This is a genomic window from Veillonella sp. 6_1_27, from assembly GCF_000163735.1.
In the GTDB taxonomy this organism is placed as follows: domain Bacteria; phylum Bacillota; class Negativicutes; order Veillonellales; family Veillonellaceae; genus Veillonella; species Veillonella parvula_A.
Map to the genome: position 1 here is coordinate 572,588 of NZ_GG770216.1, position 15,637 is coordinate 588,224.

The following is a 15,637-nucleotide window of genomic DNA, read 5'->3' on the forward strand; positions in this document are numbered from 1 at the left end:
CTCAAACTCGCGAACACATCTTGTTGGCTCGTCAAGTTGGTGTTCCTGCAATCGTAGTATTCTTGAACAAAGCTGACATGGTTGACGATGAAGAATTGATCGAATTGGTAGAAATGGAAGTTCGTGAACTTCTTTCTTCCTACGAATTCCCTGGCGACGAAGTACCTATCGTTGTAGGTTCCGCGTTGAAAGCTTTGGAAGGCGACGCTCAATATGTAGCTAAAATTGACGAATTGATGGACGCTGTAGACTCCTACATCCCAACACCAGTTCGTGATACTGATAAACCATTCTTGATGCCTGTGGAAGACGTTTTCACAATCACTGGTCGTGGTACAGTAGCAACTGGCCGTGTTGAACGTGGTCAAGTAAACGTTGGTGATACTGTTGAAGTAGTAGGCTTGAAAGAAAAAGCTGAACAATATGTAGTAACAGGTCTTGAAATGTTCCGTAAAGTGTTGGATTCTGCAGTAGCAGGTGACAACGTAGGTGCATTGCTTCGTGGTGTTGATCGTAAAGACATCGAACGTGGTCAAGTATTGGCTAAACCAGGCTCCATCAACCCACACACAAAATTCAAAGCAGAAGTATACGTATTGACTAAAGAAGAAGGTGGCCGTCATACTCCATTCTTCTCCAACTACCGTCCACAATTCTACTTCCGTACAACAGACGTAACAGGTGTTGTAAACCTTCCTGAAGGTGTAGAAATGTGTATGCCTGGCGATAACGTAACAATGGAAATCGAATTGATTACTCCAATCGCTATCGAAGAAGGTCTTCGCTTCGCGATCCGCGAAGGTGGCCATACAGTAGGCGCTGGCGTAGTAACAGAAATCGAAGGTTAATTTAACCTTTTATGCTCATCGTAGAATGCGTTGAGCACAATACATGCAGCACTCAGAGCGGCAGATAATGCCGCTCTCGTGTTGTGTTTTTAAACTATGAAGTAGAAGGTTGCCTCTGCGGAGGAGAATTTCTATGGAGCAGCCCATTCACGAAATGGACGACAGGAGGAATTATTAATAATGGCTAAACAGCAAAAAATCCGTATTCGCCTTAAGGCATACGACCACAAAGCTCTCGATCAAAGCGCTGCTAAGATCGTAGACACTGCAAAAAGAAATGGCGCTATGGTATCTGGTCCGATTCCATTGCCAACAGAAAAGAATATCTTCACAATTCTTCGTTCTGTACACGTAAACAAAGATTCTCGTGAACAATTCGAAATGCGTACACATAAACGCTTAATCGATATTCTTGAACCAAATTCGAAAACAGTAGATGCTATCACTCGTTTAGATTTACCAGCTGGTGTATCTATTGAAATAAAACTATAAGGAGGTGCGATAATGTCTAAAGCTATTTTGGGTAAAAAATTAGGAATGACACAAGTCTTCACAGCTGAAGGCCAATTAGTTCCTGTAACAGTAGTGGAAACTACCCCAAGCGTTGTAGTGCGCGTAAAGACTGTAGAAACAGACGGCTACGAAGCAGTACAAATTGGTTACGGTTCCATTAAAGAAAAACATTTAACAAAACCTGTAAAAGGTCAGTTCGACAAAGCTGGCGTAGCTCCAGTGAAATATCTTCGCGAAGTTCGCGTAGCTAATGCAGCTGACTACACAGTAGGCCAAACTCTGGCAGCTGATATCTTCGCAGAAGGTGAATTGGTGGACGTAGTGGGTACAGGTAAAGGTAAGGGTTTTGCTGGCACAATTAAACGCCATAACTTCTCCCGTGGTCCTGAAACTCATGGTTCTAAATCTCACCGTGAACCTGGTTCCATCGGTCCTATGATCTCCGGTGGCGGCGGTAAGGTATACAAAGGTAAAAAACTCCCTGGACAAATGGGTGGTTACAGAGTTACCGTACAACGCTTATCCGTTGTGAAAGTTGATGCTGAACGTAACCTTTTATTGGTTAAAGGTGGTATCCCAGGCGCTAAAGGTAGCTTGGTTATGGTTCGCAACACGGTTAAACCTGTTAAATAATCATTTGTCGAAAGGAGGATTATGTAATGCCTACAGTAGCAACATATAATCAATCCGGCGTTAAAGTCGGTGAAATACAGTTAAACGATGCAGTATTCGGCGTTGAAGTTAACGAAGCCGTAATGCATCAAGCCGTAGTTCGTCAATTGTCTAACGAACGTCTCGGCACACATGCAACAAAAACTAGAGGTATGGTTCGTGGCGGTGGCCGCAAACCTTGGAAACAAAAAGGTACTGGCCGTGCTCGTGCAGGCTCCAGCCGTTCCCCAATCTGGATCGGTGGTGGTACTACATTTGGTCCACAACCTCGCAGCTATTACAAAGCTATGCCTCGTAAGGCTAGACGTTTAGCAGTTAAATCTGCTCTTAGCGATAAAGTGAATAATAGCGAATTATACGTTTTGGAAGAAATCACATTAGCAGCTCCTAAAACAAAAGAAGTGTTGAACATTATTAACAGCTTCAACGTTGGTGATGCAAAAGTATTGTTCATCACTGAAGGTGATGTAAATGTTGAACGTTCCGCTCGTAATATCCAAGGTGTTAAAGCTTTGGCTTGCGAAGGTATGAACATTTTCGATCTTCTTCATTACGATAAGCTCTTCATTACTAAAGGCGCTGTCGCAAAAATCGAGGAGGTGCTCGGATAATGCAATTACATGATGTACTAATCCGCCCGGTTATTACCGAAAAATCCACTATGCTTATGGAAGAAGGCAAATACACTTTCCGTGTGCCTTTGACTGCAAATAAAGTGCAAATCCGTCAAGCAGTTGAAAAAATCTTCAATGTAAAAGTAGAAAAAGTAGCTACTATTCGTGTTTTAGGTAAGACTAAACGCATGGGTCGTACACAAGGTAAACGTAGCGATTATAAAAAAGCTATCGTAACCTTAAAAGCTGGCGAATCCATTGAATTCTTTGAAGGTGTCTAAGAGTCTAGTTGTAAGGAGGCCCACTAATGGCAATTAAATCATTTAAACCGTACTCCGCTGGTCGCCGGTTTATGACAGTATCCGCCTTCGACGAAATCACAGCAAGCAAACCAGAAAAATCCTTGCTCGCTAAGATTTCTCAAAAAGGTGGTCGTAACAATACTGGTAAAATGACAGTTCGTCACCAAGGTGGCGGTCACAAACGTCAATACCGTATTATTGACTTCAAACGTACTAAAGATAATATTCCAGCTAAAGTAGCAACAATTGAGTATGATCCTAACCGTTCTTCTCGTATCGCTTTGCTTAACTACGCTGATGGTGAAAAACGCTACATTTTAGCTCCTAACGGTCTAAAAGTTGGTGACGTTGTATTCTCCGGTCCTGAGTCTGATATTAAACCTGGTAACTGCTTACCATTGGCTAATATTCCAGACGGTACACAAATCCACAATATCGAATTGAAAATCGGTAAAGGTGGTCAAATCGTTCGTTCCGCTGGTACATCTGCTCAATTGATGGGTAAAGATAATGGCTACGCTATTCTTCGTTTACCATCTGGTGAAATGCGTCGTGTTCGTCAAGAGTGCCGTGCAACAATTGGTGTTGTTGGTAACGCTGACCACAGCAACCTTGTAATCGGTAAAGCTGGTCGTCATCGTTGGATGGGTGTTCGCCCTGGCAACCGTGGTGTTGTAATGAACCCTTGTGACCATCCACATGGTGGTGGTGAAGGTAAATCTCCTGTTGGTCGTAAACATCCTGTTACACCTTGGGGCAAACCAGCACATGGTGTTAAAACTCGCGACAAGAAAAAAGCTTCTAACAGCTTAATCATTAAACGTCGTACAAAATAGGATAAAGGAAAGGAGATAAAATAGTGTCCAGATCTATTAAAAAAGGCCCTTTCGTAGCAGATCATTTGCTTAAGAAAGTTGAAGCTTTAAACGAAACTAACGAAAAGAAAGTTGTAAAAACCTGGTCCCGTGCCTCTACTATTATCCCAAGTTTTGTAGGCCACACAATTGCTGTGCATGATGGTCGCAAACATGTACCTGTATTCATTACAGAAGATATGGTAGGTCATAAATTAGGTGAGTTCGCTCCTACACGTACTTATAGAGGTCATGGTAAGGACGAAAAATCTACAGGCAAAAAATAGGAGGAAATAATACATGGAAGCAAAAGCAATCGCTAGACATATCCGAATCGCGCCTCGTAAAATCCGTATCGTTGCAGATTTAGTGCGCGGTAAAAACATCGGCGAAGCATTTGCCATCTTGAAGTTCACTCCGAAAGTTGGCGCTGATGTAGTAGAAAAAGTTATGCGTTCTGCAATCGCAAACGCTGAACATAATTTCGATATGAATGTTGACAATCTTTACGTATCCGAGATCTTCGTTGATCAAGGCCCTACATTAAAACGCATTCATCCTCGTTCCCGTGGTCAAGCTTTCAAAATTTTGAAACGTACTAGCCACGTAACAGTAGTAGTTAAAGAAAGAGCTTAAGAAGGAGGGAAACAGAGTGGGTCAAAAAGTTAATCCACACGGTTTGCGTGTCGGTATCGTAAAAGATTGGGACGCAAAATGGTATGCAGATAAAGATTTCGCTGCTAATCTTCATGAAGACGTAAAAATTCGTAACTTCTTGAAAGAAACCCTTTTCATTGCTGGTATTTCCCGCATTGAAATCGAGCGTACAAATAAACGTATTAAATTGACTATCCACACTGCGAAACCAGGTATGGTTATCGGTCGTGGTGGTGCTGGTATCGAAGATATCAAAAAAGCAATGACTCGTTTCACTGATAAACAAGTGGACGTTAACATTGCAGAAATTAAACAAGCAGACATGGATGCAACATTAGTTGCTGAAAACATTGCGGGCCAATTGGAACGTCGTATCGGCTTCCGTCGTGCAATGAAACAAGCTGTAGGTCGTACAATGCGCTTAGGTGCAAAAGGTATTAAAATCATGGTAAGCGGTCGTCTTGGCGGTGCTGAAATCGCTCGTAGCGAATCCTATCGTGAAGGTTCTATTCCTTTGCATACACTTCGTGCAGACATCGACTACGGTACTGCTGAAGCCCATACAACATATGGTTGTATCGGCATTAAAGTATGGATTTACAAAGGTGAAGTTTTGCCAGAAGCAAAACAAGCACCTGCTAAGAAGGAAGAAGGTGGCAAGTAATGCTTATTCCAAAGCGCGTAAAACATCGTAAGCAATTCCGCGGCCGTATGAAAGGTCGTGCTATGCGCGGTAATACAGTGTCTCATGGTGAGTTCGGCTTGGTAGCATGCGAACCATCTTGGATCACTAACCGTCAAATCGAAGCTGCCCGTATTGCTATGACTCGTTATATCAAACGTGGTGGTAAAGTATGGATTAAAATTTTCCCTGACAAACCAATCACAGCTAAACCAGCTGGTACTCGTATGGGTTCCGGTAAAGGTTCTCCTGAATACTGGGTAGCAGTGGTTAAACCAGGTCGTGTAATGTTTGAAATGGACGGTGTGCCAGAAGCTACAGCTCGTGAAGCTATGCGTCTTGCAAGCCATAAACTTCCAATCAAATGCAAATTTGTTGTTAAGGGTAAAGAATTGGGTGGTGACGTAAATGAAGGTTAATGACATTCGCAATATGAGCGCTGCCGAAATGGAACAAAAAGTTTCCGGTCTTAAGGAAGAGTTATTTAACCTCCGTTTTCAGCTTGCAACAGGTCAATTAGAAAATCCTATGCGCATTCGTGAAGTTAAGAAGACAATCGCTCGTATTAAAACTGTACAACGTGAAGTTGAACTTAAATCTGAAAACGCATAATAACAGATTTGTTAAAGTTTGAAAAGGAGGCTTAAAATCGTGGCAGAAGAAAGAAACGTACGTAAAGTCCGCGTAGGTAAAGTTGTTAGCGACAAAATGGACAAAACTGTTGTTGTTGCTGTTGAACGTAAAGTACCTCACGCATTATATAACAAGCCAATGGTTAGCACAAAACGCTTCAAAGCTCATGATGAAAATAATGAGTGTCAAATTGGCGATACAGTTAAAATTGTAGAAACTCGTCCACTTTCTAAAGATAAATGTTGGAGAGTTGTTGAAATTCTTGAAAGACAAAAATAAGAGTGATGTAAGGAGGAATAGACGATGATCCAGCAACAAACAATTTTGAATGTTGCCGACAACACTGGTGCTAAACGTATTATGTGCATCCAAGTCATGGGCGGTTCTTATCGCAAATTCGGCAATATCGGTGACGTAATCGTTGCTTCTGTAAAAGATGCATCACCCGGTGGCGTTGTCAAGAAAGGCGACGTAGTTAAAGCTGTTATTGTTCGTTCTAAAAAAGGTATCCGCCGTCAAGACGGTTCCTATATTCGTTTCGATGAAAACGCAGCAGTAGTTATTAAAGATGACAAGACCCCTCGTGGTACTCGTATCTTTGGACCTGTAGCTAGAGAACTTCGTGAAAAAGACTTCATGAAAATCGTTTCTTTGGCTCCAGAAGTATTATAAGAAGGAGGAACGCAGCATATGGCTAAGCTACAAATCAAAAAAGGCGATACAGTTGTTGTTATCTCCGGTAAAGATAAAGGTAAGCAAGGTACAGTTATCGCAACTGAACCTAAAAAAGAACGCGTATTTGTTGAAGGCGTTAACACTGTAAAACGTCACACAAAACCTTCCCAAGCTAACCCACAAGGCGGCATCGTTACTAAAGAAGCTGGCATTCATGTTTCTAACGTAATGGTTGTCGACCCAGAAACTAAAACAGCTACTCGTATCAAAAAGGTAGAAGGCAAGGACGGTAAATTCGTTCGCGCTACTGTTAAATCCGGTACAGTACTTAAATAATCAGGAAAGGAGGAGCTACATAAATGTCTCGTTTGTTTGAACAATACAACTCTGAAATCAAAAAGAGTATGCAAGAAAAATTCCAATACGGCAATGTAATGGAAATTCCTAAATTGGAAAAAATCGTTATCAACATCGGCGTAGGTGATGCAGTAGGCAATGCAAAAGCATTGGAAGCAGCAGTTAATGACTTGACTATTATTGCTGGTCAAAAACCTGTTATCACAAAAGCTAAAAAATCCATTGCGAACTTCAAAGTTCGTGAAGGCATGGCGTTGGGTACAAAAGTTACTCTTCGTGGCGAACGCATGTATGAATTCCTTGATAGATTGATCAATGCGGCATTACCTCGTGTACGTGACTTCCGCGGTATCAGCGCTACTGCATTCGATGGCCGTGGTAACTACGCTTTGGGTCTTAAAGAACAGCTCATCTTCCCTGAAATCGAATATGATCAGGTAGAACGTGTTACTGGTATGGATATCATTATCGTAACAAGTGCTAAGACAGATGAAGAAGCTCGTGAATTGTTGACTCAATTCGGTATGCCTTTTGAAAAATAATAGGAGGAACATATAGATGGCTAAAAAATCTATGATTGAACGCGAAAAGAAACGCGCTAAAATCGTTGAAAAATATGCAGCTAAACGTGAAGCGTTAAAAGCAGCAGGTGATTATGAAGGCTTATCCAAATTACCAGCAAATGCATCCCCAACACGCTTGCACAACCGTTGCAACTTAACTGGTCGTCCTCACGGCTATATGCGTAAATTCGGTATCAGCCGTATTGCGTTCCGTGAATTGGCGTACAAAGGACAAATTCCTGGTGTTAAAAAAGCCAGCTGGTAATATTAGACGAGAGGAGGTTTTTAGATTATGGTAATGACCGATCCTATCGCGGATATGCTTACGCGCATCCGTAATGCAAACGCTGCACTTCATGAAACGGTAAACATTCCTGCATCTAGAATGAAAGCAGCCGTTCTTGACATCCTTTTACAAGAAGGCTTTGTAAAGAACGTTGAAAAAGAAGAAAACACTTTAAAAGTAACTTTGAAATATGGTTCCAATAACGAGAAAGTTATTACAGGAATTAAACGTATTTCCAAACCAGGTTTACGTGTTTACGCGAAAAAGGAAGAACTTCCTCGTGTACTTGGTGGTTTGGGTATCGCAGTTATTTCTACGTCCAAAGGCGTTATGAGCGACAAACAAGCTCGTAAAGAAGGTCTTGGTGGCGAAGTAATCGCATACGTTTGGTAATAGTAGCAATAGGAGGTAGAAATAATGTCACGTATCGGTAGAATGCCTATCGAGATCCCTGCAGGCGTTACTGTTACATATGATAACCATCATATGAACGTAAAAGGCCCTAAAGGTGAATTATCTCGCGATTTGCATCCAGATATGAATATCACTGTAGAAGGTAACACAATCACAGTAACTCGTCCTTCCGACGATAAAAATCATCGTTCCCTTCACGGTTTGACTCGCGCTCTTGTTGCTAATATGGTAACAGGCGTATCTGAAGGATTTACAAAAACTCTTGAAATCAACGGTGTTGGTTACAGAGCGGCTAAACAAGGCAATAAATTAGCTCTTACACTTGGCTTCTCTCATCCAGTAGAAATGGAAGCTCCAGCTGGTATTACAATCGACGTTCCAGCTCCTAACAAAATCGTTGTGTCTGGTGCAGACAAAGAAGTTGTAGGTGCAGTAGCAGCTGATATCCGTAAATGGAGAAAACCTGAACCTTACAAAGGTAAAGGTATCCGCTATGAAGGCGAAGTTGTTCGTCGCAAAGCTGGTAAAGCTGGTGCAAAAGGTAAATAGTAATATCATCTATATGAATGAAAGGAGTGAATATCTTGCCTCGTAAATCTAGTAGAAATATCGCTCGAGCAAAACGTCATCTTCGTATTCGCCGTCACATCTCTGGTACGGCAACTTGCCCACGTTTGAACGTTTACCGTTCTTTGAGCAACATTTACGCACAAGTAATCGATGACGTAGCAGGTACAACTTTGGTTGCTGCTAGCTCTTTAGATAAAGATTTGAACTTATCCTATGGTGGTAACGTAGCTGCTGCTAAAGCTGTTGGTGAAGCAGTTGCTAAAAAAGCTATCGCTAAAGGCATTGACACTGTAGTGTTTGACCGTGGTGGTTACATTTACCACGGCCGCGTAGCAGCCCTTGCAGAAGGTGCTCGTGAAGCAGGCTTAAAATTCTAAGAAGGAGGAACTATAGACATGGCGAGAATTGACTACACCAGTCTTGATCTTAAAGAAAGAGTAGTATTCATCAACCGCGTAGCCAAAGTAGTTAAAGGCGGTCGTCGTTTTTCCTTCAGCGCTCTTGTAGTTGTTGGTGATGGCAACGGTTATGTAGGCGTTGGCTTAGGTAAAGCAGCGGAAGTACCAGAAGCAATTCGCAAAGGTATCGATGATGCTAAGAAAAATATTGTAAACGTAGCTATTAAAAATGGTACAATCCCTCACAGCGTAACAGGCGTATTCGGTGCAGGCCGCGTATTCTTGAAACCAGCTGCTGAAGGTACTGGCGTTATCGCTGGTGGCCCTGTTCGTGCCGTATTGGAATTAGTAGGTGTTCGTAACATCTTGACTAAATCTTTGGGCTCTTCTAACCCTAACAATATGGTTCGCGCTACAATCGAAGGTTTGAAAGATTTGAAACGCGCTAGCGAAGTTGCTGAGCTTCGTGGTAAAACCGTTGAAGAAATCTATAACGCGTAATAAGGAGACAAGAAATGGCACAAGTTAAAGTAACATTAACAAGAAGCTTAATCGGTCGTCCTGAAGATCAACGCGCGACAGTTAAAGCTTTGGGCTTGAAAAAAACTAATTCTCAAGTCGTAAAAGAAGTAACACCTCAAATCGAAGGTATGCTTCATAAAGTTAGACATTTAGTAAAAGTTGAAGAAGTTTAATACTGATAAGGAGGTGCACTGAATGAAACTTCATGAATTACAACCAGCAGCTGGTTCTAAAAAAACTCGTACTCGTGTAGGCCGTGGTTTAGGTTCTGGCTTGGGTAAAACATCTGGTCGTGGTCAAAAAGGTCAAAACTCCCGTTCTGGCGGTGGCGTTCGCTCCGGTTTTGAAGGCGGCCAAATGCCTCTTTATCGTCGTTTACCAAAACGCGGTTTCAACAACAGCGTTTTTGCTAAACAATATGCTGAAGTTAACGTAGCACAATTAAATCGCTTTGAAGATGGTGCAACAGTTGATCCAGTAGCTCTTATTGAAGCTGGCATTTTGAAAAATGTACGCGATGGTATTCGTATTTTAGGTAACGGCACATTGGAAACTAAAAACTTGACTGTTATCGCTAATGGCTTCACTAAAGCTGCTGAAGAAAAAATCACAGCAGCAGGCGGAAAAGTTGAGGTGATCTAGGGTGCTAGATAGCCTCTCGAACATCTTTAAGATTACTGAGTTACGTAACAAGATTTTGTACACATTGATGATGTTTGCTGTGTTTAGAGCCGGCATTCACATCCCAGTACCAGGTGTAGATGCATCTGTTATCGAATCCTTGTTTACATCCGGTAACCTATTTGGTCTATTAGACTTGTTTGCTGGTGGTGCGCTAAGTAAGTTCTCTATCTTTGCGATGAGTATTACCCCTTACATTAATGCTTCCATCATCATGCAACTGCTTCAGTCTGTAGTTCCTCAGTTTGAAGCATGGAGTAAAGATGGTGAAGACGGGCGTAAGAAAATAGCGAAGGTAACTCGTTATGGCACCGTAGTCCTTGGCTTTGTACAAGCCGCTGGTATGGCATTTGCTCTTAGAGCAAACAACGCTTTGGTAAATAATGATTTCCTTAGCGTATTCGTTGTGGCCATCATCCTCACAGCAGGCACATGTTTGTTGATGTGGATTGGTGAGCAAATCACAGCATATGGTATAGGTAATGGTATTTCCTTGATCATCTTTGCTGGTATCGTAGCTCGATTGCCAGATGGTCTCGAAACTATTTATCAATATATCCAAAACGGAACCATTAACATGTTCCAAGCATTCTTATTTGCTGTAATTGCACTTGCGATGATCGCTGTCGTAGTGGCAGTTACACAAGGCCAACGTCGCATTCCTATCCAATACGCAAAACGCGTAGTAGGGCGTAAAATGTACGGTGGTCACTCTACATTCTTGCCGTTGAAAGTCAATCAGGCAGGTGTAATCCCAATTATCTTTGCGTCATCTGTGTTGATGTTCCCTGTAACAATTGCACAATTTATTGACAATGAATTTGTTCATAAAGCTGCTGATTTATTTACATGGGGGACGCCGTTACAAACGGCATTGTATGCGATATTGATCTTTATCTTTACGTATTTCTATACTGCAATCTCTATCAACATTACAGATATGGCAGATAATATGAAAAAATACGGTGGTTTTATCCCAGGTATTCGTGCGGGTAAACCAACTGCTGATTATGTGGATAACGTGATGACCAAGATCACTTTGGCTGGCGCTGTATTCTTAGCTGTCGTTGCTATTATACCGAATTTCCTCGGTAGTATAACCGGCGTCCAAGGCGTATACTTTGGTGGTACGGCTCTTCTCATCGTTGTAGGTGTAGCACTTGATACAATGCAACAAATTGAGTCGCTCATGGTAACACGCCACTATAAAGGCTTTGTGAAATAGGAGGGAAACAATATGTATATTCTATTAATGGGACCTCCTGGTGCTGGTAAAGGCACTCAGGCAGCTCGACTTATTGAAAAATACGGTATTCCCCAAATTTCAACAGGTGATATGTTCCGCGCTGCGATTAAGAACGAAACACCTCTTGGAGTTGAGGCTAAGAAATACATCGATGCCGGTCAATTGGTACCAGACAGTGTAACTGTTGGTATCGTACGTGATCGCTTGGTGAAAGATGACTGCAAATCTGGATTTATTCTTGATGGATTCCCAAGAACTACAGCGCAAGCTGTATCTTTGGATGCAATCCTTAAAGAATTAGGAATTTCTTTGGACGCTGTACTTAACTTAAACGTTCCTTCTGAGGAATTGGTTAAACGTATTAGCGAACGAGCTGTTCTAGAAAATCGTGCTGATGATAACCCTGAAACAGTACAGAAACGTCTAGCTGTGTACGAAGAATCTACTAAACCATTAATTGATTACTATCGCAATAGCGGATTGTATCAAGAAATCAATGGTTTACAAGATGTAGACGCAGTATTTGCTGACATCATTAAGGCGTTGGAGAAATAATCTATGATTATTTTAAAATCGCCCCATGAGATTGAATGTATCCGCAAGGCAAGTAAGCTTACAGCAGACACGTTGTCCTTGTTAGTAGAAAAGGCTAAACCTGGCATCACGACGCTTGAGTTAGATACAATTGCCGAAGAATATATTCGCAGCCACGGTGGTATACCAAGTTGTAAAGGGTACTATGGATTCCCCGCTACAATCTGTGCTTCTATTAACGAAGAAGTCGTTCATGGTATTCCGAGCGCTAAGCGTAAGCTTAAAAACGGCGATGTCCTCAGTATTGATCTCGTATCATCTATTGATGGATATCACGGCGATTCGGCTGTGACGATTCCTATTGGTCACGTCAAACCCGATGTGATGAAATTGTTAAAAGTTACAGAGGAAAGTCTGTTCAAGGGAATTGAACAAGTGAAAGTCGGTAACCGTATTGGTGCTATCGGTCACGCTGTTCAAACGTATTGTGAGAAACATGGTTACGGTGTCGTACGCGACTTCGTAGGTCATGGTTTAGGCCGCGAAATGCATGAAGATCCGCAAATACCAAACTATGGTAGTCCTGATCAAGGACCTCTTATGAAACCAGGTATGGTATTGTGTATTGAACCGATGATAACTCTAGGGACACATCGTGTTCGTGTATTAGGGGATGACTGGACAGCAGTTACAGTAGATGGTAAACCTGCTGCTCATTTCGAACATACAGTGGTTGTTACAGAAAACGGCCCTGAAATATTAACTATGCGGGAAGAACCGCGGTTAATTAAATAAACAGGTAACCGGAGGAAAAGATATGTCAAAAGAAGACGTTATTGAGGTGGAAGGTACGGTCGTTGAGGCATTACCGAATGCCATGTTCCAAGTTGAATTGGAAAATGGTCATATCGTATTGGCTCATGTGTCAGGTAAAATGCGTATGAATTTTATCCGTATTCTTCCTGGTGATAAAGTTACTATGGAACTGACACCGTATGACTTAAATCGTGGTCGCATCACCTATCGCTTTAAATAAGCATAGGGTCCACAAAGGAGGTACTAATGAAGGTTCAACCATCAGTTAAAAAGATATGCGAAAAATGTAAAATCATTAAACGCAAAGGCCGTGTAATGGTTATTTGCGAAAATCCAAAACATAAACAAAAACAAGGATAATCTGATAGGAGGTGGATGATTAGATGGCACGTATCGCCGGTGTAGATTTACCTCGTGATAAACGAGTGGAAATTGGTTTAACTTATATTTATGGTATTGGTCCAACTTTAGCATCTGAAATTATTGCTAAAACTGGCATCAATCCTGACACACGCGTTCGCGATCTTTCTGAAGATGAAGTAGCGAAAATCCGTGAATTGTTAGATGCTGATTACAAAGTAGAAGGTGACCTTCGTCGTGAAGAAGCTCTTAACATTAAACGCTTAATTGAAATCAACTCCTATCGAGGCAAACGTCATCGTATGGGTTTACCACTTCGTGGTCAACGTACTAAAACGAATGCACGTACTCGCAAAGGTCCTAGAAAAGCAATTGCTGGTAAAAAGAAATAAGATAAAGGAGGGATAAAGCGTGGCTAAAAAAGTTGTTAGAACTAAAAGAAAAGAAAAGAAACATATTGAATCCGGTGCGGCTCATATTCGTTCTACATTCAATAACACTATCGTAACTTTGACAGATACAAACGGTAATGCGTTGTCTTGGGCTTCCGCTGGTGGCTTGGGCTTCCGTGGTTCTCGTAAATCCACTCCATTTGCTGCTCAAATGGCTGCTGAACAAGCTGCTAAAGCTGCAATGGAACATGGTCTTCGCACTGTTGAAGTATTCGTAAAAGGTCCTGGATCCGGCCGTGAAGCTGCAATCCGTGCTTTACAAGCTGCAGGTCTTGAAGTTACTTCCATTAAAGACGTAACTCCAATTCCTCACAATGGTTGTCGCCCTCCAAAACGCCGTCGTGTATAATTTATAGTGACCGATATGATACGGTGCTATAATTAACTATGAACGTGTGTTATATAGGAGGATGTTCCTGATGAGCGAAGAAAAGAAACTTAAAATCGAGAAAGTGGACATCGCCGATGGCGGTCGTTATGGTAAGTTCGTATGTGAACCATTAGATCGTGGTTATGGGATCACTCTCGGTAATAGCTTACGCAGAATTTTGCTTTCATCCTTGGATGGGGCAGCTATCACCTCTATCAAAATTGATGGAGTTCTTCATGAATTCTCTACTATTCCTGGTATTCGCGAAGATGTTACGGATATCATCCTTAACTTAAAGCAATTGTGCATCAAAGTTGAAGAAGAAGCACAATTACCTTTGGAAGTTCATTTCGACTTCCAAAAGGATGGAATATTGACAGCTACTGATTTAGCTGAACAATTCCCGCCAGAGGTAGAAGTATTGAATCCTGAACTCGTGATTGCGACAATGGATGAGACAGCTCATCTCGTAATGGACGTAGTAATCGAACGAGGTAAAGGCTATGTTCCTTCAACGAAGAATAAAAAAGATACTGATGTTATTGGTTGTATTCCAATCGATTCCATCTTCTCTCCAATTCTTCGTGCTAAATACGAAGTGAGTGATGTTCGTGTAGGCAATGAAATGGACTTCGACAAGCTTACATTAGAAGTTTGGACTGATGGCTCCATTACTGCTGCTGATGCAGTGGCAAAATCTGCTGCCATTATGATTGGTTATTTAGGGAACTTCACTAAATTAGCGCATTCTGCAGATGTTGTAGATGTAAACACTGGTGAAGGCGGTATCGTTATAGATCCAGTAGGTTCCGATAATGAAGAACCAGCTGTAGATGACGGCCCAGCAAAGATTTCCATCGACGAGTTGGAACTCTCTGTTCGTGCGTATAACTGCTTGAAACGTGCTGGCATTAATACAATTGCAGACCTGCTAGACAAAACCATTGATGACTTAGGAAAAGTTCGCAACTTAGGTAAAAAATCTATCGATGAAATTGAGGAAAAACTCAATAATCACCCAGGTGGTTTTCAACTTAAACAAAAAGGCGAATAAGGAGGAAGACGAATGTACAGAAAATTAGGCCGCGACAGCTCCGCTCGTAAAGCGTTGTTCCGTAGCATGTTAACATCTTTCTTCCAATATGAGCGTATTGAAACGACTGAAGCTAAAGCGAAAGAACTTCGTTCTTTAGCTGATCAAATGGTAACTTTGGCTAAACGTGGTGATCTTCATGCACGTCGCCAAGTTCTTGCATACCTCATGGATGAAAGTGTAGTAAAAAAATTGTTTGATACAATTGCTCCAAAATATGCAGACCGCCAAGGTGGTTACACTCGTGTAATCAAAACTGGTCTCCGCAAAGGTGACGCTGCACCTTTGGCTATTATCGAGTTAGTTTAATCAAACTCATACGGTGTTGTAACTTACGTTGCAGCACCGTTTTTTTATTGTCAATTTTATGGTACAATCGACTAGTATAATATCGTAATATGTTAGCAGTTATCGTAAATAATGAATATGTATTGTCAACTTTTTGCATAATATCTAAGACATTATTAAATTCCAGTTCTATCAATAGGATAAATTGAAATAAGGGAATCATGCACAGTATGAGTA

General features: G+C 41.6%; 31 protein-coding genes. All 31 read left to right on the forward strand.

Going from position 1 to position 15,637, the window contains the following annotated elements:
* A partial coding sequence (locus HMPREF0874_RS06415; RefSeq protein WP_039965257.1) for an elongation factor Tu occupies window positions 1–848 on the forward strand: 848 nt, incomplete at its 5' end.
* Between the two features lie 180 nt (window positions 849–1,028).
* Window positions 1,029–1,340 (forward strand): 30S ribosomal protein S10, encoded by a 312-nt coding sequence (rpsJ, locus tag HMPREF0874_RS06420; RefSeq protein ID WP_004695100.1) that lies wholly within the window; start codon window positions 1,029–1,031, stop codon window positions 1,338–1,340.
* A gap of 12 nt (window positions 1,341–1,352) precedes the next feature.
* The gene (gene rplC, locus HMPREF0874_RS06425) at window positions 1,353–1,994 is read left to right on the forward strand and encodes a 50S ribosomal protein L3 (protein WP_004695102.1); all 642 of its coding nucleotides are present in this window, start codon (window positions 1,353–1,355) and stop codon (window positions 1,992–1,994) included.
* Window positions 1,995–2,020: 26 nt separating this feature from the next.
* Window positions 2,021–2,644 carry a 50S ribosomal protein L4 gene (gene rplD / locus HMPREF0874_RS06430; RefSeq protein ID WP_004695105.1) on the forward strand — a complete coding sequence of 208 codons (624 nt, stop codon included), beginning with the start codon at window positions 2,021–2,023 and terminating at the stop codon, window positions 2,642–2,644.
* On the forward strand, window positions 2,644–2,928 hold the full coding sequence (rplW, locus tag HMPREF0874_RS06435; protein WP_004695108.1) for a 50S ribosomal protein L23: 285 nt from the start codon (window positions 2,644–2,646) through the stop codon (window positions 2,926–2,928). Before rplD ends, rplW begins: the two co-directional genes overlap by 1 nt.
* Window positions 2,929–2,954: 26 nt before the next feature.
* Entirely contained in the window at window positions 2,955–3,785 is an 831-nt protein-coding gene (rplB, locus tag HMPREF0874_RS06440; protein ID WP_004695109.1) for a 50S ribosomal protein L2, read from the forward strand.
* Between the two features lie 23 nt (window positions 3,786–3,808).
* Entirely contained in the window at window positions 3,809–4,090 is a 282-nt protein-coding gene (gene rpsS / locus HMPREF0874_RS06445; RefSeq protein ID WP_004695110.1) for a 30S ribosomal protein S19, read from the forward strand.
* A 13-nt stretch (window positions 4,091–4,103) separates the two neighbouring features.
* Window positions 4,104–4,439, forward strand: coding sequence for a 50S ribosomal protein L22 (gene rplV, locus HMPREF0874_RS06450; protein WP_004695112.1), 336 nt, complete (start codon window positions 4,104–4,106; stop codon window positions 4,437–4,439).
* A 16-nt stretch (window positions 4,440–4,455) separates the two neighbouring features.
* Window positions 4,456–5,124: a 30S ribosomal protein S3 gene (gene rpsC / locus HMPREF0874_RS06455; protein WP_004695113.1), complete on the forward strand. Its 669-nt coding sequence runs from the start codon at window positions 4,456–4,458 to the stop codon at window positions 5,122–5,124.
* Window positions 5,124–5,561: a 50S ribosomal protein L16 gene (gene rplP, locus HMPREF0874_RS06460; RefSeq protein WP_004695114.1), complete on the forward strand. Its 438-nt coding sequence runs from the start codon at window positions 5,124–5,126 to the stop codon at window positions 5,559–5,561. Before rpsC ends, rplP begins: the two co-directional genes overlap by 1 nt.
* On the forward strand, window positions 5,551–5,754 hold the full coding sequence (rpmC, locus tag HMPREF0874_RS06465; RefSeq protein ID WP_004695115.1) for a 50S ribosomal protein L29: 204 nt from the start codon (window positions 5,551–5,553) through the stop codon (window positions 5,752–5,754). Before rplP ends, rpmC begins: the two co-directional genes overlap by 11 nt.
* 39 nt (window positions 5,755–5,793) lie before the next feature.
* Window positions 5,794–6,054, forward strand: coding sequence for a 30S ribosomal protein S17 (gene rpsQ, locus HMPREF0874_RS06470; RefSeq protein WP_004695116.1), 261 nt, complete (start codon window positions 5,794–5,796; stop codon window positions 6,052–6,054).
* A 24-nt stretch (window positions 6,055–6,078) separates the two neighbouring features.
* Entirely contained in the window at window positions 6,079–6,447 is a 369-nt protein-coding gene (rplN, locus tag HMPREF0874_RS06475) for a 50S ribosomal protein L14 (RefSeq protein WP_004695117.1), read from the forward strand.
* 18 nt (window positions 6,448–6,465) lie between these two features.
* The gene (gene rplX / locus HMPREF0874_RS06480) at window positions 6,466–6,786 is read left to right on the forward strand and encodes a 50S ribosomal protein L24 (RefSeq protein ID WP_004695118.1); all 321 of its coding nucleotides are present in this window, start codon (window positions 6,466–6,468) and stop codon (window positions 6,784–6,786) included.
* 23 nt (window positions 6,787–6,809) lie between these two features.
* Entirely contained in the window at window positions 6,810–7,349 is a 540-nt protein-coding gene (gene rplE, locus HMPREF0874_RS06485; protein WP_004695119.1) for a 50S ribosomal protein L5, read from the forward strand.
* A gap of 16 nt (window positions 7,350–7,365) precedes the next feature.
* Window positions 7,366–7,635 carry a 30S ribosomal protein S14 gene (gene rpsN / locus HMPREF0874_RS06490; protein ID WP_004695122.1) on the forward strand — a complete coding sequence of 90 codons (270 nt, stop codon included), beginning with the start codon at window positions 7,366–7,368 and terminating at the stop codon, window positions 7,633–7,635.
* Window positions 7,636–7,662: 27 nt separating this feature from the next.
* Window positions 7,663–8,049: a 30S ribosomal protein S8 gene (rpsH, locus tag HMPREF0874_RS06495; protein WP_004695128.1), complete on the forward strand. Its 387-nt coding sequence runs from the start codon at window positions 7,663–7,665 to the stop codon at window positions 8,047–8,049.
* Between the two features lie 24 nt (window positions 8,050–8,073).
* Window positions 8,074–8,619 carry a 50S ribosomal protein L6 gene (rplF, locus tag HMPREF0874_RS06500; RefSeq protein WP_004695131.1) on the forward strand — a complete coding sequence of 182 codons (546 nt, stop codon included), beginning with the start codon at window positions 8,074–8,076 and terminating at the stop codon, window positions 8,617–8,619.
* A gap of 17 nt (window positions 8,620–8,636) precedes the next feature.
* Complete coding sequence (rplR, locus tag HMPREF0874_RS06505) at window positions 8,637–9,017, forward strand: 50S ribosomal protein L18 (protein ID WP_005385510.1); 381 nt, start codon at window positions 8,637–8,639, stop codon at window positions 9,015–9,017.
* Window positions 9,018–9,035: 18 nt separating this feature from the next.
* Window positions 9,036–9,539 (forward strand): 30S ribosomal protein S5, encoded by a 504-nt coding sequence (gene rpsE, locus HMPREF0874_RS06510; protein WP_004695136.1) that lies wholly within the window; start codon window positions 9,036–9,038, stop codon window positions 9,537–9,539.
* A 14-nt stretch (window positions 9,540–9,553) separates the two neighbouring features.
* Window positions 9,554–9,733 (forward strand): 50S ribosomal protein L30, encoded by a 180-nt coding sequence (rpmD, locus tag HMPREF0874_RS06515; RefSeq protein ID WP_004695138.1) that lies wholly within the window; start codon window positions 9,554–9,556, stop codon window positions 9,731–9,733.
* 22 nt (window positions 9,734–9,755) lie between these two features.
* Window positions 9,756–10,202: a 50S ribosomal protein L15 gene (gene rplO, locus HMPREF0874_RS06520; RefSeq protein WP_004695141.1), complete on the forward strand. Its 447-nt coding sequence runs from the start codon at window positions 9,756–9,758 to the stop codon at window positions 10,200–10,202.
* 1 nt (window position 10,203) lies between these two features.
* Window positions 10,204–11,466, forward strand: a complete 1,263-nt coding sequence (secY, locus tag HMPREF0874_RS06525; RefSeq protein ID WP_004695143.1) for a preprotein translocase subunit SecY — start codon at window positions 10,204–10,206, stop codon at window positions 11,464–11,466.
* A 12-nt stretch (window positions 11,467–11,478) separates the two neighbouring features.
* On the forward strand, window positions 11,479–12,042 hold the full coding sequence (locus HMPREF0874_RS06530; protein WP_004695145.1) for an adenylate kinase: 564 nt from the start codon (window positions 11,479–11,481) through the stop codon (window positions 12,040–12,042).
* A 3-nt stretch (window positions 12,043–12,045) separates the two neighbouring features.
* On the forward strand, window positions 12,046–12,816 hold the full coding sequence (map, locus tag HMPREF0874_RS06535) for a type I methionyl aminopeptidase (RefSeq protein WP_008602519.1): 771 nt from the start codon (window positions 12,046–12,048) through the stop codon (window positions 12,814–12,816).
* Between the two features lie 22 nt (window positions 12,817–12,838).
* Window positions 12,839–13,057, forward strand: coding sequence for a translation initiation factor IF-1 (infA, locus tag HMPREF0874_RS06540; protein ID WP_004695147.1), 219 nt, complete (start codon window positions 12,839–12,841; stop codon window positions 13,055–13,057).
* Window positions 13,058–13,083: 26 nt separating this feature from the next.
* Window positions 13,084–13,197, forward strand: a complete 114-nt coding sequence (gene rpmJ / locus HMPREF0874_RS06545; RefSeq protein WP_004695148.1) for a 50S ribosomal protein L36 — start codon at window positions 13,084–13,086, stop codon at window positions 13,195–13,197.
* A 23-nt stretch (window positions 13,198–13,220) separates the two neighbouring features.
* The gene (rpsM, locus tag HMPREF0874_RS06550) at window positions 13,221–13,589 is read left to right on the forward strand and encodes a 30S ribosomal protein S13 (protein WP_004695149.1); all 369 of its coding nucleotides are present in this window, start codon (window positions 13,221–13,223) and stop codon (window positions 13,587–13,589) included.
* A 19-nt stretch (window positions 13,590–13,608) separates the two neighbouring features.
* Window positions 13,609–13,998 carry a 30S ribosomal protein S11 gene (gene rpsK / locus HMPREF0874_RS06555; protein ID WP_004695151.1) on the forward strand — a complete coding sequence of 130 codons (390 nt, stop codon included), beginning with the start codon at window positions 13,609–13,611 and terminating at the stop codon, window positions 13,996–13,998.
* A gap of 70 nt (window positions 13,999–14,068) precedes the next feature.
* Window positions 14,069–15,073 (forward strand): DNA-directed RNA polymerase subunit alpha, encoded by a 1,005-nt coding sequence (locus HMPREF0874_RS06560; protein WP_008602523.1) that lies wholly within the window; start codon window positions 14,069–14,071, stop codon window positions 15,071–15,073.
* Between the two features lie 12 nt (window positions 15,074–15,085).
* Entirely contained in the window at window positions 15,086–15,421 is a 336-nt protein-coding gene (gene rplQ / locus HMPREF0874_RS06565) for a 50S ribosomal protein L17 (protein WP_004695155.1), read from the forward strand.
* Window positions 15,422–15,637: the final 216 nt, after the last annotated feature.

What these genes read in the sequence shown, in the direction of transcription:
- rpsJ (WP_004695100.1), top strand. Translation starts at nt 1,029, where the DNA reads ATGGCTAAACAGCAAAAAATCCGTATTCGCCTTAAGGCATACGACCAC.
- rplC (WP_004695102.1), top strand. Translation starts at nt 1,353, where the DNA reads ATGTCTAAAGCTATTTTGGGTAAAAAATTAGGAATGACACAAGTCTTC.
- rplD (WP_004695105.1), top strand. Translation starts at nt 2,021, where the DNA reads ATGCCTACAGTAGCAACATATAATCAATCCGGCGTTAAAGTCGGTGAA.
- rplW (WP_004695108.1), top strand. Translation starts at nt 2,644, where the DNA reads ATGCAATTACATGATGTACTAATCCGCCCGGTTATTACCGAAAAATCC.
- rplB (WP_004695109.1), top strand. Translation starts at nt 2,955, where the DNA reads ATGGCAATTAAATCATTTAAACCGTACTCCGCTGGTCGCCGGTTTATG.
- rplV (WP_004695112.1), top strand. Translation starts at nt 4,104, where the DNA reads ATGGAAGCAAAAGCAATCGCTAGACATATCCGAATCGCGCCTCGTAAA.
- rplP (WP_004695114.1), top strand. Translation starts at nt 5,124, where the DNA reads ATGCTTATTCCAAAGCGCGTAAAACATCGTAAGCAATTCCGCGGCCGT.
- rpmC (WP_004695115.1), top strand. Translation starts at nt 5,551, where the DNA reads ATGAAGGTTAATGACATTCGCAATATGAGCGCTGCCGAAATGGAACAA.
- rplN (WP_004695117.1), top strand. Translation starts at nt 6,079, where the DNA reads ATGATCCAGCAACAAACAATTTTGAATGTTGCCGACAACACTGGTGCT.
- rplX (WP_004695118.1), top strand. Translation starts at nt 6,466, where the DNA reads ATGGCTAAGCTACAAATCAAAAAAGGCGATACAGTTGTTGTTATCTCC.
- rplE (WP_004695119.1), top strand. Translation starts at nt 6,810, where the DNA reads ATGTCTCGTTTGTTTGAACAATACAACTCTGAAATCAAAAAGAGTATG.
- rpsN (WP_004695122.1), top strand. Translation starts at nt 7,366, where the DNA reads ATGGCTAAAAAATCTATGATTGAACGCGAAAAGAAACGCGCTAAAATC.
- rpsH (WP_004695128.1), top strand. Translation starts at nt 7,663, where the DNA reads ATGGTAATGACCGATCCTATCGCGGATATGCTTACGCGCATCCGTAAT.
- rplF (WP_004695131.1), top strand. Translation starts at nt 8,074, where the DNA reads ATGTCACGTATCGGTAGAATGCCTATCGAGATCCCTGCAGGCGTTACT.
- rplR (WP_005385510.1), top strand. Translation starts at nt 8,637, where the DNA reads ATGAAAGGAGTGAATATCTTGCCTCGTAAATCTAGTAGAAATATCGCT.
- rpsE (WP_004695136.1), top strand. Translation starts at nt 9,036, where the DNA reads ATGGCGAGAATTGACTACACCAGTCTTGATCTTAAAGAAAGAGTAGTA.
- rpmD (WP_004695138.1), top strand. Translation starts at nt 9,554, where the DNA reads ATGGCACAAGTTAAAGTAACATTAACAAGAAGCTTAATCGGTCGTCCT.
- rplO (WP_004695141.1), top strand. Translation starts at nt 9,756, where the DNA reads ATGAAACTTCATGAATTACAACCAGCAGCTGGTTCTAAAAAAACTCGT.
- HMPREF0874_RS06530 (WP_004695145.1), top strand. Translation starts at nt 11,479, where the DNA reads ATGTATATTCTATTAATGGGACCTCCTGGTGCTGGTAAAGGCACTCAG.
- map (WP_008602519.1), top strand. Translation starts at nt 12,046, where the DNA reads ATGATTATTTTAAAATCGCCCCATGAGATTGAATGTATCCGCAAGGCA.
- infA (WP_004695147.1), top strand. Translation starts at nt 12,839, where the DNA reads ATGTCAAAAGAAGACGTTATTGAGGTGGAAGGTACGGTCGTTGAGGCA.
- rpmJ (WP_004695148.1), top strand. Translation starts at nt 13,084, where the DNA reads ATGAAGGTTCAACCATCAGTTAAAAAGATATGCGAAAAATGTAAAATC.
- rpsM (WP_004695149.1), top strand. Translation starts at nt 13,221, where the DNA reads ATGGCACGTATCGCCGGTGTAGATTTACCTCGTGATAAACGAGTGGAA.
- HMPREF0874_RS06560 (WP_008602523.1), top strand. Translation starts at nt 14,069, where the DNA reads ATGAGCGAAGAAAAGAAACTTAAAATCGAGAAAGTGGACATCGCCGAT.
- rplQ (WP_004695155.1), top strand. Translation starts at nt 15,086, where the DNA reads ATGTACAGAAAATTAGGCCGCGACAGCTCCGCTCGTAAAGCGTTGTTC.